General features: G+C 68.3%; 12 protein-coding genes. 1 reads left to right on the top strand and 11 read right to left on the bottom strand.

The features are described 5' to 3' along the window. Positions 1-45: 45 nt before the first annotated feature. The 4 genes from mnmE to ACQY4Y_RS18835 all read right to left on the bottom strand — a co-directional run bounded on the left by mnmE (position 46) and on the right by ACQY4Y_RS18835 (position 3,632). Entirely contained in the window at positions 46-1,491 is a 1,446-nt protein-coding gene (gene mnmE, locus ACQY4Y_RS18850; protein ID WP_428492123.1) for a tRNA uridine-5-carboxymethylaminomethyl(34) synthesis GTPase MnmE, read from the bottom strand. Between the two features lie 263 nt (positions 1,492-1,754). After that, a complete protein-coding gene (locus ACQY4Y_RS18845) occupies positions 1,755-2,219 on the bottom strand; it encodes a DUF2000 family protein (RefSeq protein WP_428492122.1) in 465 nt (154 codons plus the stop codon). Next, the gene (locus tag ACQY4Y_RS18840) at positions 2,209-2,883 is read right to left on the bottom strand and encodes a 3-oxoacid CoA-transferase subunit B (protein WP_428492121.1); all 675 of its coding nucleotides are present in this window, start codon (positions 2,881-2,883) and stop codon (positions 2,209-2,211) included. The genes ACQY4Y_RS18845 and ACQY4Y_RS18840 overlap by 11 nt, the downstream gene beginning before the upstream one ends. Further along, positions 2,880-3,632, bottom strand: a complete 753-nt coding sequence (locus ACQY4Y_RS18835; RefSeq protein ID WP_428492120.1) for a CoA transferase subunit A — start codon at positions 3,630-3,632, stop codon at positions 2,880-2,882. Before ACQY4Y_RS18835 ends, ACQY4Y_RS18840 begins: the two co-directional genes overlap by 4 nt. Positions 3,633-4,025: 393 nt before the next feature. Between ACQY4Y_RS18835 and tsaA the strand changes: the two genes are divergently transcribed. After that, positions 4,026-4,520, top strand: a complete 495-nt coding sequence (tsaA, locus tag ACQY4Y_RS18830; RefSeq protein WP_428492119.1) for a tRNA (N6-threonylcarbamoyladenosine(37)-N6)-methyltransferase TrmO — start codon at positions 4,026-4,028, stop codon at positions 4,518-4,520. Between the two features lie 7 nt (positions 4,521-4,527). Here the strand turns inward: tsaA and ACQY4Y_RS18825 are convergent, their stop codons facing one another. The 7 genes from ACQY4Y_RS18825 to ACQY4Y_RS18795 all read right to left on the bottom strand — a co-directional run bounded on the left by ACQY4Y_RS18825 (position 4,528) and on the right by ACQY4Y_RS18795 (position 12,964). Beyond that, positions 4,528-6,126, bottom strand: a complete 1,599-nt coding sequence (locus tag ACQY4Y_RS18825; protein WP_428492118.1) for an OFA family MFS transporter — start codon at positions 6,124-6,126, stop codon at positions 4,528-4,530. A 343-nt stretch (positions 6,127-6,469) separates the two neighbouring features. Then, complete coding sequence (locus ACQY4Y_RS18820) at positions 6,470-6,682, bottom strand: formate dehydrogenase subunit delta (RefSeq protein ID WP_428492117.1); 213 nt, start codon at positions 6,680-6,682, stop codon at positions 6,470-6,472. Continuing rightward, a complete protein-coding gene (gene fdhD, locus ACQY4Y_RS18815) occupies positions 6,672-7,505 on the bottom strand; it encodes a formate dehydrogenase accessory sulfurtransferase FdhD (RefSeq protein WP_428492116.1) in 834 nt (277 codons plus the stop codon). Before fdhD ends, ACQY4Y_RS18820 begins: the two co-directional genes overlap by 11 nt. Before the next feature lie 32 nt (positions 7,506-7,537). Beyond that, a complete protein-coding gene (gene fdhF / locus ACQY4Y_RS18810) occupies positions 7,538-10,483 on the bottom strand; it encodes a formate dehydrogenase subunit alpha (RefSeq protein WP_428492115.1) in 2,946 nt (981 codons plus the stop codon). 14 nt (positions 10,484-10,497) lie between these two features. After that, the gene (locus tag ACQY4Y_RS18805) at positions 10,498-12,030 is read right to left on the bottom strand and encodes an NADH-ubiquinone oxidoreductase-F iron-sulfur binding region domain-containing protein (protein WP_428492114.1); all 1,533 of its coding nucleotides are present in this window, start codon (positions 12,028-12,030) and stop codon (positions 10,498-10,500) included. Further along, positions 12,027-12,497 carry a formate dehydrogenase subunit gamma gene (locus tag ACQY4Y_RS18800; RefSeq protein WP_428492113.1) on the bottom strand — a complete coding sequence of 157 codons (471 nt, stop codon included), beginning with the start codon at positions 12,495-12,497 and terminating at the stop codon, positions 12,027-12,029. Before ACQY4Y_RS18800 ends, ACQY4Y_RS18805 begins: the two co-directional genes overlap by 4 nt. A gap of 119 nt (positions 12,498-12,616) precedes the next feature. Further along, positions 12,617-12,964: a hypothetical protein gene (locus ACQY4Y_RS18795; RefSeq protein ID WP_428492112.1), complete on the bottom strand. Its 348-nt coding sequence runs from the start codon at positions 12,962-12,964 to the stop codon at positions 12,617-12,619. Between the last annotated feature and the right edge of the window lie 12 nt (positions 12,965-12,976).

The following is a 12,976-nucleotide window of genomic DNA, read 5'->3' as shown; positions in this document are numbered from 1 at the left end:
CTGCGGATGTGGAACGCGTCTCCATAAAGCCTGAATTTCCTACCATTACTTGCCGATACAGAATCGCGAAAACACCGTATCAAGAATATCTTCCACGCCGACATGGCCGGTGATCCGGCCCAGCGCGCGCATCGCCAGGCGCAGGTCCTCGCCGCGCAGTTCGGCCAGGTCGGCGCGTTCGGCGGCATCCAGATGGTCCGCCGCGCGCAACAGGGCGGCGCGATGGCGCGCCTGGGTCAGCGGCGGCGGGCCGCTCGATTCGGTCATGTGCCGAACCGCCTCGGCCAGGCGGGCGCGCAATTCCGCCATCCCCAGACCGGTCATCGCGCTGATCCGCAGCGCGTTCGGCGGACCCTCCAACCCGAGATCGGCCTTGTTGGCGATCAGCAGATGGCCGGGCCCGGCGGGCAGCAGATAGCCGGGCCCGGCGGGCAGCAGATAGCCGGGCCCGACGGGCAACAGATAGCCGGGCCCGGCGGGCAGCAGATAGCCGGGCCCGGCGGGCAACAGATAGCCGGGCCCGGCGAGCAACAGGCCACCGGGCTCGCCGAAGGGCGGCGCGGCCGGCGCCCCCGAACCCGCCTCGACCACCACCATCACCAGATCGGCGTCCCTGGCCCGCGCCAGCGCCCGGCGCACGCCCTCGGCCTCGATACTGTCGCCGGCTTCGCGCAGCCCGGCGGTATCCACCAGCGTCACCGGCACGCCGCCCAGCACCACCCTGGTTTCCAGCGCATCGCGAGTGGTGCCGGGGATGTCGGACACGATCGCCACCTCGCGTTCCGCCAGCGCGTTGATCAGCGTCGATTTGCCGACATTGGGGGCGCCGGTGATGGCGAAGAACAGGCCCTCGCGCAGCTTCTCGCCGCGCCCGGCGTCGTTCAGATGATCCTGGATCTCGCCGCGCACAGCGCGCAGCGTGGTCAGCAACTGCTGCTCCACCTCGGCCGGCAGGTCCTCATCGGGAAAGTCGATCAGCGCCTCCTGGTAGGCCAGCAGCCCGCGCAACCGGTCTGCCCAGTCCTGATACAACGCCCCCAGCGCGCCCTCGAGTTGGCGCAGCGCCTGGCGGCGTTGTGCCTCGGTCTCGGCCGCCACCAGGTCGTGCACCGCCTCGGCCTCCAGCAGGTCCATGCGGCCGTTGAGGAAGGCGCGGCGGGTGAATTCCCCCGCTTCGGCGGGGCGCAACCCGGCTTCGGTCAGCGCCGCCGCGACGCCATCGATCACCGAGCGGCCGCCGTGCAGGTGGAGTTCGGCGGAATCCTCAGCCGTGTAGCTGGCGGGTCCAGGCAGCCAGAGCACCAGCGCATGGTCCAGCAGCGCACCCGACCGATCCCGCAGCCGGCGCAATGACGCATGTCGCGGCGCCGGCAGCACGCCGCCGCACAGCGCCGCCACCGCGGGTCCGCTGGCCGCCCCGCTGACCCGCAGCACCGCGATCGCGGCTCGGCTGGAACCCGAGGCCAGGGCGAAGATCGTGTCGGCCGACATTACCACGATCTAGAGCATGATCGCGGCTTCGGCGGAACGTTCAAGGCGCGTGGATTATGCGACAAAACAAAGACCCAGACCATCATCAGCATGCAGAGTCACGCCGAAGATGGTCTAGCACGTCCCGGCCGTCGAGCGGAGAGGCAACCGCTCAGTGTCCGGCTCAGCGTGATCCGCGCAGGTGGAATCACCGAAGCGGTGAATCACGCGATCCAACAAAGTGTTAGCGCGAGGTCCGCCAGCCAAGGCGCACGAAAACCGCTCTAAGCGTGCAGCGAACACCCCTTGGTCGCCTTGTCGACGTCCTTTTTCGGCCCGCGCAAAGCCAAGCCGACCAGATCGGGCGCATCGACCGGTTCGGCTCGGAACGCCGCCCGGTTGGCCTCGTCGTGTCCGGTGGCGAACATCGCCCGCACATAGACCGCCGTCGTCAGGCCACGCTCGCCGGCCTGGCGATAGGCACGCTGCAGGTTCTGCGGAGCGGCGGCAAAAACCAGCATCGGCTGACCCAGCAGCCTGGCAAACGCGCGACCGGCCGCGTCCTCATACGGTAGCCCCATCGCCTCCGGCGCGGCGGCGGCGATGCCGGTCGCCAGAAATGCGGTGACGTTCAGCTTCTGCCACACCGCCAGGTTATCCAAGATCAGGAAAGCTACCTTGGTATCGAACACCATCGCGCTGTCCCGCGCCGCCGACCGGCGTTGCCCTGGGTCGTCCTTATCCCCCAACAGCGACCGTCCCCAGCCGGTCCGCCACGCTCAGCGTCCCACCCGTCACCGCGCGGATTTCGTCCACCGTCAGCCCCGGTGCGATCTCACGCAGGCGGAAACCCGAACCGGTCGGCTCGAACAGCCCGTAATTCGTCGCGACCAGCGTCACCACGCCGCGCGCCGTCACCGGCAGATCGCACGCCGTCACCAGCCGCGGCTTGCCGTCGCGGGTGACGTGCTCCAGGATGATGAACACCCGCTTGGCGCACGCCGCCAGGTCCATCGCTCCGCCAATGCCGCCGCCCTTCTGGCCCTTCAGCTTCCAGTTGGCGAAATCCCCGCCCATCGACACCTGGTACGCCCCCATCACGGTCGCATCGATGTGGCCGCCGCGGATAACCCCAAAACTGTCGGCATGGTGCACCACCGCCGCGCCCGGCTTCAACGTCACGTTCTGGCCCCCGGCGTTGACCAGGTTGAGGTCCTCCGTCCCCTCCGGCGCCACCCCGCCATAGCCGATCACCCCGTTCTCGGAATGGTAGGTGATGTCGCGGTCGCCGATATCGGTGTTGGAGCACATCGTCGGGATGCCGACGCCCAGGTTGACGATCCAGCCATCCTGGAACTCGCGCGCCACGCGATCGGCCATCTGCTGCCGGCTGAGGCCCTTGCTGCCGCTCATCGCCTGGTCTCCTGTCCCCTGGCCTGCCGCTTGCTGGGCCAGATGCCGTTGGGTTCGGCGGGCACCTGCACCAGGCGATGGACGTAGATACCGGGTGTATGCACATCGTCCGGATCGATGCCGCCGAGCGGCAGCACCGGTTCGTCGATCTCGGCGATGGTGCAGCGCGCGGCGGTGGCCATCACCGGGCCGAAATTGCGCTGCGAGCGGTGGAAGCGCAGGTTGCCGGCCGCGTCCGCGGTGCGAGCTCGGATCAAGGCGTAGTCCAGCGACAGAGCGTATTCCAGCAGGTATTCACGACCCTCTATGACGCGGGTTTCGCGCCCCTGGGCCAGCTCGGTGCCGACCGCCGCGGGCGTATAGAACGCCGGGATTCCAGCCCCCGCGGCGCGCAGCCGTTCCGCCAGCGTGCCCTGGGGCACCAGCTCGGCCTCCACCTCGCCGGACTCGTAATACTTCGTGAACGGCAGCACATCGGTCGGGCGCGTCGCCGCGGTGAAGGCGCAGATCACCTTGGCGACCTGGCCGTTCTCCACCAGCATGCCGATGTCGGGCATCCTGGGTTGCTGCGCGCCGCCGGTGGTATTGGCCACCAGGGTCAGCCGCTTGGCGCCTTGCGCCATCAGCGCCTTGATCAGGTTGAACGGCGTGCCCGGCATGGCGAAACCGCCGAAGGCGATGGTGCTGCCGTCGGCGATGTCGGCCACGGCTTCGGCGAAGCTGGCGCGCAGCTTGGTCTTCTGGGTCATCGCGTTCCCGCTTCTGGTGCGACCCCGATCAAGGTTCAGTGGCCGGGCGGTGTCAAGCCGAGCGGCGTGGCGCCGGACGCATCATCGGCCAGCGCCCAACGGTCAGTCGCGGGTAGATCAGCCCGCGCGGATCGAACCGCAACCATCCCAGTCGGCGCGAGCGGTCACGAGCGCCGCAACTCGACCGCGCCAGGACAACTTCGACACGGAGCCACAGAGCCGGTGTCGTCCATCCAAGTCAAAACGCTGCTTACTATTTGCAATTGACGGCCGAACCAACGCCCTCCCGGATCATATCCTGTGCAACGCCAACCCCCGACACCAGCAACCCCCAAGCTTGCCGCGTCCGCGCCACCGGCCGATGATCCGGGACCTACCTGAAGGCAATCTTCCGTGCCCGACACATCCGAAATGCGGCTGCACCCGATCGGCACGCTGCACACGCCGTGGACCTCGATTGCCGACTGCCCGCGCAACGGCCGTCAGCCCAATCCGGCGCCGGACTGCGCCGCGAAACTGTTCCCCGAATTCCTCGACGGCCTGGGCAGTCTCGACGGCTTCTCGTATTTGATCCTGCTTTATTGGCTCGGCCCGCAACCCCAGCCGAGGCTTAGCCTCACCCCCCCGTTCGATTCCCGGTCGCGCGGCGTGTTCGCCACCCGCGCGCCGTTCCGTCCCAATCCGATCGGATTGTCGGTCGTTGCGTTCGACGGGCTCGCGGCCCCCGACACGCTGAAGGTGCGCTACCTGGACTGCGTCGACGGCACCGCACTGTTAGACATCAAGCCCTATCTTCCGACCACCGACAGCGAACCCGGCGCCGCGATGGGCTGGCTCGCGGCGCACGCCACGCGGACCCGCGCCAGCGGCCCGTCATCGTCGGCCTGACCCAGGGCTAGACCAGCGCGGCGACCTTGGTGCAGGCGATGGAGAGCCCGACCAGGAACGGCACGCCGACCGCAAGCCAGGCCAGCACGCCGACCAGGCCGAAGCCGCCACGCGCCACCGACTGGGTGCCGGCGAGCCCGCGGTCCTTGCCGCCCTGAGTCTCGAGATGACTGGCGTGATACTTGGCATCCACCGGCTTGACGAAGTAATTGCACACCAGCCCGCAGAACAGCAGGAAGGCCATGACATAGAGCGTGATGTCATAGACCAGGTTATGCGCCACGCCATGATCGAGCTGAAACTGCCGCAGCCCGGCGATCAAGGCCGGCCCGATAACGCCGGCGACCGACCACGCGGTGATCAGCCGGCCATGGATCGCACCCACCATCTGGGTTCCGAAGATGTCGGCCAGATAGGCCGGCACGGTTGAGAAGCCGCCGCCGTACATCGAAAGGATGACACAGATCGACAGCACGAACAGGCTGGGCAGGCCGAGGTGCCCCCAGGTCGGCAGCAGGCCATAGACCACGATGCCGATGACGAAGATCGCGTAGTACATCGTCTTGCGCCCGATCTTGTCCGACAGCGACGCCCAGAAGATGCGGCCCAGCGCGTTGAACAGGCTGATCAGCCCGACCAGCCCGGCCGCTGCGGCGACGATCGCGGCCTTCTGTCCGGCGGTCAGCGCCGTGGCGGTGTCGACCCCGACCAGCTTGGCACCGAATACGTCCTGCAGCATCGGGCTGGCCATCGAGATCACCCCGATCCCGGCGGTGACGTTCAGGCAGAGCACGCCCCAGATCAGCCAGAACTGCGGCGTCCTCCAGGCGGTATCGACCAGCACGTTGGCCGGGGTGATCATCGCATTCGTCGCCTCTGTGGCCGGCGGCGTCCACCCGGCCGGCTGCCAGCGCTCCGGCGCGACACGGAAGCCCAGCGCGCCGCCGGCCATGAAGATGAAGTAGATCACTCCCAAGGCGATCAGCGCCGGCGCCACCCCGGGGATGCCGTTTGCGCTGAACCGCGCCATCAGCCAGACCGCCAGCGGGGCGCCAATCATCGCCCCGCCGCCATAGCCCATGATGGCGAGGCCGGTAGCCAGGCCGCGGCGATCGGGAAACCAGTTGATCAGGGTGGAGACCGGCGTGATGTAGCCCAGGCCCTGGCCGATGCCGCAGATCACCGCCGCCAGATAGACCAACCAGAGTTGGTGCAGCGACACCGAGATGCCCAGCAGCACAAGGCCGCCGCCCCAGCACAGCGCGGCAATCAGTCCGGCCTTGCGTGGTCCGGCTCGCTCCAGCCAGCCGCCCCAGAGCGCGGCGGACAGGCCGAGCACGGCGATGAAGATCTCGAACACCGAGGTGACCGCCGGCACGGTCCAGTTGCAGGTCTTGCTGACCAGTTCGGCGCCGAAGCCTTGCCCGGCGCAGAGCGCGGGATCGGCGTGGGCGATGAGGTGGGTCATCGGCAGCCAGAACACCGAGAAGCCGTAGGCCATGCCGATGCTGAGATGGATCGCAAGCGCGGCCGGAGGCACCAGCCAGCGATTGAACCTGGCGCCGGCAACGATATGGTCCCTGCTCAAGAACGAGTTGCCCGTCATTCTGTCTCTCCCTGGTCGTTTGCTTGGTGTGCGCGGATTTGTTCAGCGCTTGGGGTCGATGTTATGGACCCCGTCGCAGGCTGCCAAAGCAAATCCGGCTGATCGCCGGCCGTCGCGAAACACGAAACGGACGTTGGTTGCTTCGGGTCATCGGGATGCTGCCGCTGAGGGATCAGTTGCGCCGCTGCGGGATTGGCGACGCCGTTGCCGGGATTGGCCGCGGTTCGGGCGGCATGCTTCATCGTGCGATCGGACGCCCGGTCAGCGATCAGAACGCAGGGTCAGGCAATCGGAACGCCCGGTCAGCGATCAGAATACCCGGTCGGGCAACCGGAACGCCCGGTCAGGCGCGGTCCAGGCGCTCGACCGCCTGGCGCACCAGCGGGTCCAGTTCGACCTTCCCGTCGGCCAACTGGGCGACGATTGCGCGGCGCATGCGTGGGTCCCAGAACTTCCGCAGATGGTCCTCGATCGCCGCCACCGCGGTCTCCGGTTTCTGTGATTGGAAGAAACGACCGATCTGGTTGGCCATGTAGCCCAATCTGTCATGCGACATGGCGGGTGGTCCGTGCGGTGATGCGGTTGAGGTGGGTGAAGACCTCGAAGCCGTCGTCGCGGGCGACACCGACCAAGGTCAGGCCGGCCTGGTTGGCGACCTCGATCGCCAGCGAGGTCGGGGCCGAGACCGCGACGATCACCGCCGCACCCAGGGTCGCCGCCTTCTGCACCATCTCGACCGAGACCCGGCTGGACAGCAGCACCAGGCCATCGGCCGCCGGCACCCCGCCTTCCACCCCACCGCCGCGCGCCAATGCGCCGGCCAGCTTGTCCAGCGCGTTGTGCCGGCCGACATCCTCGCGCAGCGCGACCAGGCCGTGTTCGGGGGTCCAGAATGCGGCGGCGTGAACCGCGTGGGTGGCGGCGTTCAGCACCTGCGCTTCGGGCATCGCGCGCATCGCGTCCTGGATCATCGCGGCGCTGAAGGCGCGGCCCTCGGGCACCGCGGGGGCCGGACGGATCGCCGCCGCCAGGCTGTCCAGTCCGCACAGCCCGCAGCCGCTGGGGCCGGCCAGGCGGCGCTGGCGCCGGGTCAACACCGCGAGCCGGTCGGGGGCGAGGTCCATGCGGCATTCGATGCCGTCGGCGACCTCGACGATGTCGAGCGCCAGGATGTCGGAAGCGGTCTCGATCACCCCCTCGGAGCGGCTGAAGCCGATGGCGAAGTCCTCGAGGTCGGCGGGTGTGGCCAGCATCACCGCGTGGGTGGACCGGTTGTAGGTCAGCGCGACCGGGGTTTCCCGCGGCACCGAACGGAGGCCGTCAGCGCAGGCATCGCCGCGCCAGGCGACCCGCGCGGCGCGGACGATGGGGTCAGTCATCGGCGGCGGCCAGGGGTCTCATGGCGACGGCCTCAATCACCCGCCGGCACCGCCTCGATCCGGCGGTTTTCCGCCGACAGCGCCTGGTACTCGACCTGCCAGTCGGACGGCCCGTTGGACGGCGAGACCTGCACCGCGGTCACCTTGTATTCCGGACAGTTGGTCGCCCAGTCGGAGAATTCGGTGGTGACCACGTTGGCCTGGGTCACCGGGTGGTGGAAGGTGGTGTAGACCACGCCCGGTGCCACCCGTTCGGTCACCGTGGCGCGCAAGGTGGTTTCTCCGGCTCGGCTGCGCAGGCGGACCCAGTCGCCGTGCTTGACGCCGCGTTCCTCGGCATCGTGGGGGTGGATCTCCAGCAGGTCCTCGGCGTGCCAGACCACGTTGGCCGTTCGCCGGGTCTGCGCGCCGACGTTGTATTGCGACAGGATCCGCCCGGTGGTCAGCAGCAGCGGGAAGCGCGGCCCGACCTTTTCGTCGGTGGCGACGTACTCGGTGATCACGAAGTTGCCCTTGCCGCGGACGAAACGATCGACGTGCATGATGGGCGTGCCGTCGGGCATGGCGTCATTGCACGGCCACTGCACCGACCCTTGCTCCAGCCTGTCGTAGGTCACCCCGGCGAAGGTCGGGGTGGTGCGGGCGATCTCGGCCATGATCTCGGACGGATGGTTGTAGTGCATCGGATAGCCCATGGCGTTGGCGATCGCCTGGGTCACCTCCCAGTCGCCGAGGCCGGCGCGCGGTTCCATCACCTTGCGCACGCGGTTGATGCGGCGTTCGGCGTTGATGAAGGTGCCGTCCTTCTCCAGGAAGGTGGCGCCGGGCAGGAACACATGGGCGTAATTGGCCGTTTCATTGAGGAAAAGATCGTGCACGACGACGCATTCCATCGCCGACAGTCCGGCGGTGACGTGCTTGGTGTCGGGATCGGACTGAGCGATGTCTTCGCCCTGCACGTAGAGCCCGAGGAACGATCCATCGACCGCGGCATCCAGCATGTTGGGGATGCGCAGGCCGGGTTCGGGGTTGATCGGCACGCCCCATTCGGCTTCGAAGATCGAGCGCACGCCTGGGTCGCTGACATGGCGGTAGCCGGGCAACTCGTGCGGGAAGCTGCCCATGTCGCAACTGCCCTGGACGTTGTTCTGGCCGCGCAGCGGGTTCACCCCGACCCCCTGCCGGCCGATGTTGCCGGTGACCATCGCCAGGTTGGCGAGCGCCATTACCGCGGTGCTGCCCTGGCTGTGTTCGGTGACCCCCAGCCCATAGTAGATCGAGCCGTTGCCGCCGGTGGCGAACAGCCGGGCGGCGCCGCGCACCTGTGCGGCGGGGACGCCAGTGGTCGCTTCCAGCGCCTCGGGGCTGTGGCGCGGTTCGGAGACGAACGCCGCCCAGTCGGCGAACGCATCGGTGTCGCAGCGTTCGGCGATGAAGTCTTGCGCCGCCAGCCGCTCGGTGACAATCACATGGGCCAGCGCGGTCAGCATCGCGACGTTGGTCCCGGGCCGCAACGCCAGATGGAAGGACGCCGCGACGTGCGGCGTGCGCACCAGGTCGATGCGGCGCGGATCGATCACGATCAGCCTGGCGCCCTGGCGCAGCCGCTTTTTCATGCGTGAGGCGAATACCGGATGGCCGTCGGTCGGGTTGGCGCCGATCACGATGATCACGTCGGACTGTTCGACACTGTCGAAATCCTGGGTGCCGGCCGAGGTGCCGAAGGTCTTGCCCAGCCCATAGCCGGTCGGCGAGTGGCACACCCGGGCGCAGGTGTCGGTGTTGTTGTTGCCGAAGGCGGCGCGGGCCAGCTTCTGCACCAGGTAGGTTTCTTCATCGGTGCAGCGTGACGAGGTGATCACGCCGATCGAGTCCTTGCCGGCCTTGGCCTGGATGCGCTTGAACTCCGAAGCGACGCGCGCGATGGCTGTGTCCCAGCTGACCTCGCGCCACGGGTCGGAGATCTTGTCGCGGATCATCGGCGCCAGGATGCGGTCCTTATGTTGCGCATAGCCCCAGGCGAAGCGGCCCTTGACGCAGGAGTGGCCGTGGTTCGCCTTGCCGTCCTTCCACGGCACCATGCGCACCACCTGATCGCCGCGCATCTCCGCCTTGAAGCTGCAGCCGACGCCGCAATAGGCGCAGGTGGTCACCACCGCGTGCTCCGGCTGGCCCATTTCGACCACCGATTTCTCGATCAGGGTCGCGGTCGGGCAGGCCTGCACGCAGGCGCCGCAGGACACGCATTCGCTGGTCAGGAACGGCTCGTCCATGCTGGCGGCGACCTTGGAGTCGAAGCCGCGGCCCTGGATGGTGAGCGCGAAGGTGCCTTGCACTTCCTCGCAGGCGCGCACGCAGCGGGAGCAGACGATGCAGCGGGCGGGATCGAAGTTGAAATACGGGTTGGAGGCATCGATCGGGGCGGCGAGGTGGTTTTCACCGTCGTAACCGTAGCGCACGTCGCGCAGCCCGACCTCGCCGGCGGCGTCCTGCAGTTCGCAGTTGCCGTTGGCCCCACAGGTCAGGCAGTCCAGCGGATGGTCGGAGATGTAGAGTTCCATCACCCCGCGACGCAGCCGGCGCAGATTGTCGCTGACGGTGTGCACGGCCATCCCCGGCGCGACCGGGGTGGTGCAGGACGCCGGGGTGCCGTTGCGGCCGTCAATCTGCACCAAACACAGCCGGCAACTGCCGAAGCTTTGCAGGCTGTCGGTGGCGCACAGTCGGGGCACCTTGATGCCGGCGTGCATCGAGGCGCGCATGATCGAGGTGCCCTCGGGCACGGTGACCTCGCGGCCGTCGATGGTCAGGGTGACATTTGCCTGGGCGGGGTTGGCCTGGCCGGGTTCGGCCTGGGCGGGGTTGGCCTGGGCGGGGTCGGCCTGGTTGGTGACGGCTGGGGTGGTGACGGCTGGGATGGTAACGGCTGGGGTGGTAACGGCTGGGGTGCCGTAGTCGATCTCTTGCAGCATCGACATGAGCGAAGGCTCCTTCATTCAGCGGCCAGGCGATCGCCCTGGCGAAAATCGTCCGGGAAGAAGTTCATCGCGCTGAGCACCGGGTACGGGATGAACCCGCCGAGGGCGCAGAGCGAGCCGAACTTCATGGTGTGGCAAAGGTCGCGCAGCAGTTCCAGGTTGGCATCGACGTTGTGGCCGGCGAGGATCTTGTCCACGGTTTCCATGCCGCGCACCGACCCGATGCGGCAGGGCGTGCATTTGCCGCAGGATTCGATGCCGCAGAATTCCATGGCGAAGCGAGCCTGGCGGGCCATGTCGACGGTGTCGTCGAACACCACGACGCCGCCGTGGCCGATTAGCCCATCCTTGGCGGTAAACGCCTCGTAGTCGAACGGGATGTCGAACAGGGCGGGCGGGAAGTAGGCGCCCAGCGGACCGCCGACCTGGACAGCGCGGATCGGGCGGCCGGACAGGGTGCCGCCGCCGATGTCGTTGACCAGTTCGCCCAGGGTGAGGCCGAAGCCGGCCTCGAACAGTCCGGCGTGGCGGAGGTTGCCGGCGAGTTGGATCGGCATGGTGCCGCGCGAGCGTCCCATGCCGATGGCCTGGTAGGCGGCGGCGCCGTCGCGCAGGATGGCGGGCACGGTGGCCAGGGTGACCAGGTTGTTGATCACGGTGGGGCAGCCGAACAGGCCGACATGGGCGGGCAGCGGCGGTTTTGCGCGGACCTGGCCGCGGCGGCCTTCGAGGCTTTCGAGCAGCGAGGTTTCCTCGCCGCAGACGTAGGCGCCGGCGCCTTGGCGCTGTTCGATGTCGAAGGTTTGCTCCGGTGCGCCCTGGGCGCGGGGTCCCAGCAGGCCGGCGGCGCGGGCGATCGCGAGCGCCTGGTCGAAGGTGGCGATCGCCTGCGGGTATTCGGAGCGGGTGTAGACGTAGCCCTTGGTGGCGCCGACGGCGAGGCCGGCGATCGCCATGCCCTCGATCAGGCTGAACGGGTCGCCTTCCAGCAGCATGCGGTCGGCGTAGGTGCCGGAGTCGCCTTCGTCGGCGTTGCAGACGATGAATTTGCGGCCGGGCGGGGTGTCGGCCACGGTTTTCCACTTGATGCCGGTGGGGAAGCCGGCGCCGCCGCGGCCGCGCAGGCCGGAGGCTGTCACCGCTTCCACGGTTGCCGCGGGGCCGATGGCGCGGGCGGCGTCGAGGCCGGCGAAGCCGCCATGGGCGCGGTAGTCGTCGAGCGAGAGTGGGTCGACGATGCCGCAGCGGGCGAAGGTCAGCCGGGTCTGGCGGGCCAGGAAGGGGATCTGTTCGGGGACGCCGAGGCGGAGGTTGGGCGCCGAGGCGGTGAGCAGGCCGTCGGCCAGCAGCGCGGGGATGTCGGCGGGGCTGACCGGGCCGTAGGCGATGCGGCCGGCTTTGGTGGCGACCTCGATCATCGGTTCGAGCCAGAACAGGCCACGCGAGCCGGTGCGCACTATTTCGGCGTGAGGGGCGAGCGCCGCTGCCACGTCATCGGCGCCGACGGCGAGGGCGGCGGCGTCGCGGGGGACGTAGATCCGGGTCAAGCCAGGGTGTCCAGCATGTGATCGACGCGGGCGGCATCGAGCCGTCCGAGCGGGCGGCCGTCGAGCAGGGCGGAGGGGCCGCTGGCGCAGAGTCCAAGGCAGAAGGCCGGTTCCAGTGTCACCGCGCCGTCGGCTGTGGTGCCGTGCCAGTCCACGGCGAGGGCCTCGCGCACCTGTGCGCCGACGGCGTCGCCGCCGACCGCCTGGCAGGCCTCGGCGCGGCAGAGTTGCAGGCGGTGCCGGCCCGGGGGTGTGCGACGGAAATCGTGATAGAAACTGACAATGCCATGGACCTCGGCGCGGGTGAGGTTCAGTCCGGCGGCGACCAAGGGTTCGGCGGCGGGGGGGACGCAGCCGAAAACCGCCTGGATTTCGTGCAGGATCGGCAGGCAGGCGCCATCCGTGGCGGCCTTGGCGGAGATGATTGCGCGCGCTCGATCTTCATTCCATGGCTCGTAGCGGGCCATCCGATCCTCCCGAGCAGACTGGATATGTATTTGAGAAGGAGTTGGAGGCGTTTAAACCGGCGGATGCAAGAAAGCCCATCCATGCCGCGATAGAGCCGCTCTATCGATCGAGGCTCGCTTTAACGGTAGGCGGCGGCGGCGTGGCCGTTTTCCATCATCATCAGCGCGCTGCGCAGCCGCATGATGCCGCCGCGGGTCTGGCCGTGGGCGCACATGCGGTGACCTTCGGTGGTGAGGTCGGTGACTTCGCGAGGGACCGGGATGGTGGCGAGGCGGACCATCTCGCTGACCCGGTCGAGCAGGTGCAGGCAGTATTCCGGAGTGTCGGTGGTGACGATCATCGGGCTGGACTGCACGATCTGGTCCTGCGCGATGAGCTGTCCCGGCTCGCCCGGAAGCAGGACACCGGCCGCCATCATCAGTGCCACGGTAGTGAACGATCGAGCAGGCAACATCAGACCAACCATGCCAGAGTGTGC

Source organism: Rhodopila sp. (genome assembly GCF_965277165.1).
Taxonomy (GTDB): Bacteria; Pseudomonadota; Alphaproteobacteria; order Acetobacterales; family Acetobacteraceae; genus Rhodopila.
The sequence above is the reverse complement of the archived record's forward strand: the minus strand, read 5'-3'. Positions and strand labels throughout refer to the sequence as shown.

Bases quoted from the DNA above. Each gene is read 5' to 3' on its own strand.
- mnmE (WP_428492123.1), bottom strand. From the start codon at position 1,491: ATGTCGGCCGACACGATCTTCGCCCTGGCCTCGGGTTCCAGCCGAGCC.
- fdhD (WP_428492116.1), bottom strand. From the start codon at position 7,505: ATGACTGACCCCATCGTCCGCGCCGCGCGGGTCGCCTGGCGCGGCGAT.
- fdhF (WP_428492115.1), bottom strand. From the start codon at position 10,483: ATGTCGATGCTGCAAGAGATCGACTACGGCACCCCAGCCGTTACCACC.
- ACQY4Y_RS18795 (WP_428492112.1), bottom strand. From the start codon at position 12,964: ATGGTTGGTCTGATGTTGCCTGCTCGATCGTTCACTACCGTGGCACTG.
- ACQY4Y_RS18840 (WP_428492121.1), bottom strand. From the start codon at position 2,883: ATGAGCGGCAGCAAGGGCCTCAGCCGGCAGCAGATGGCCGATCGCGTG.
- ACQY4Y_RS18800 (WP_428492113.1), bottom strand. From the start codon at position 12,497: ATGGCCCGCTACGAGCCATGGAATGAAGATCGAGCGCGCGCAATCATC.
- ACQY4Y_RS18820 (WP_428492117.1), bottom strand. From the start codon at position 6,682: ATGTCGCATGACAGATTGGGCTACATGGCCAACCAGATCGGTCGTTTC.
- ACQY4Y_RS18835 (WP_428492120.1), bottom strand. From the start codon at position 3,632: ATGACCCAGAAGACCAAGCTGCGCGCCAGCTTCGCCGAAGCCGTGGCC.
- ACQY4Y_RS18825 (WP_428492118.1), bottom strand. From the start codon at position 6,126: ATGACGGGCAACTCGTTCTTGAGCAGGGACCATATCGTTGCCGGCGCC.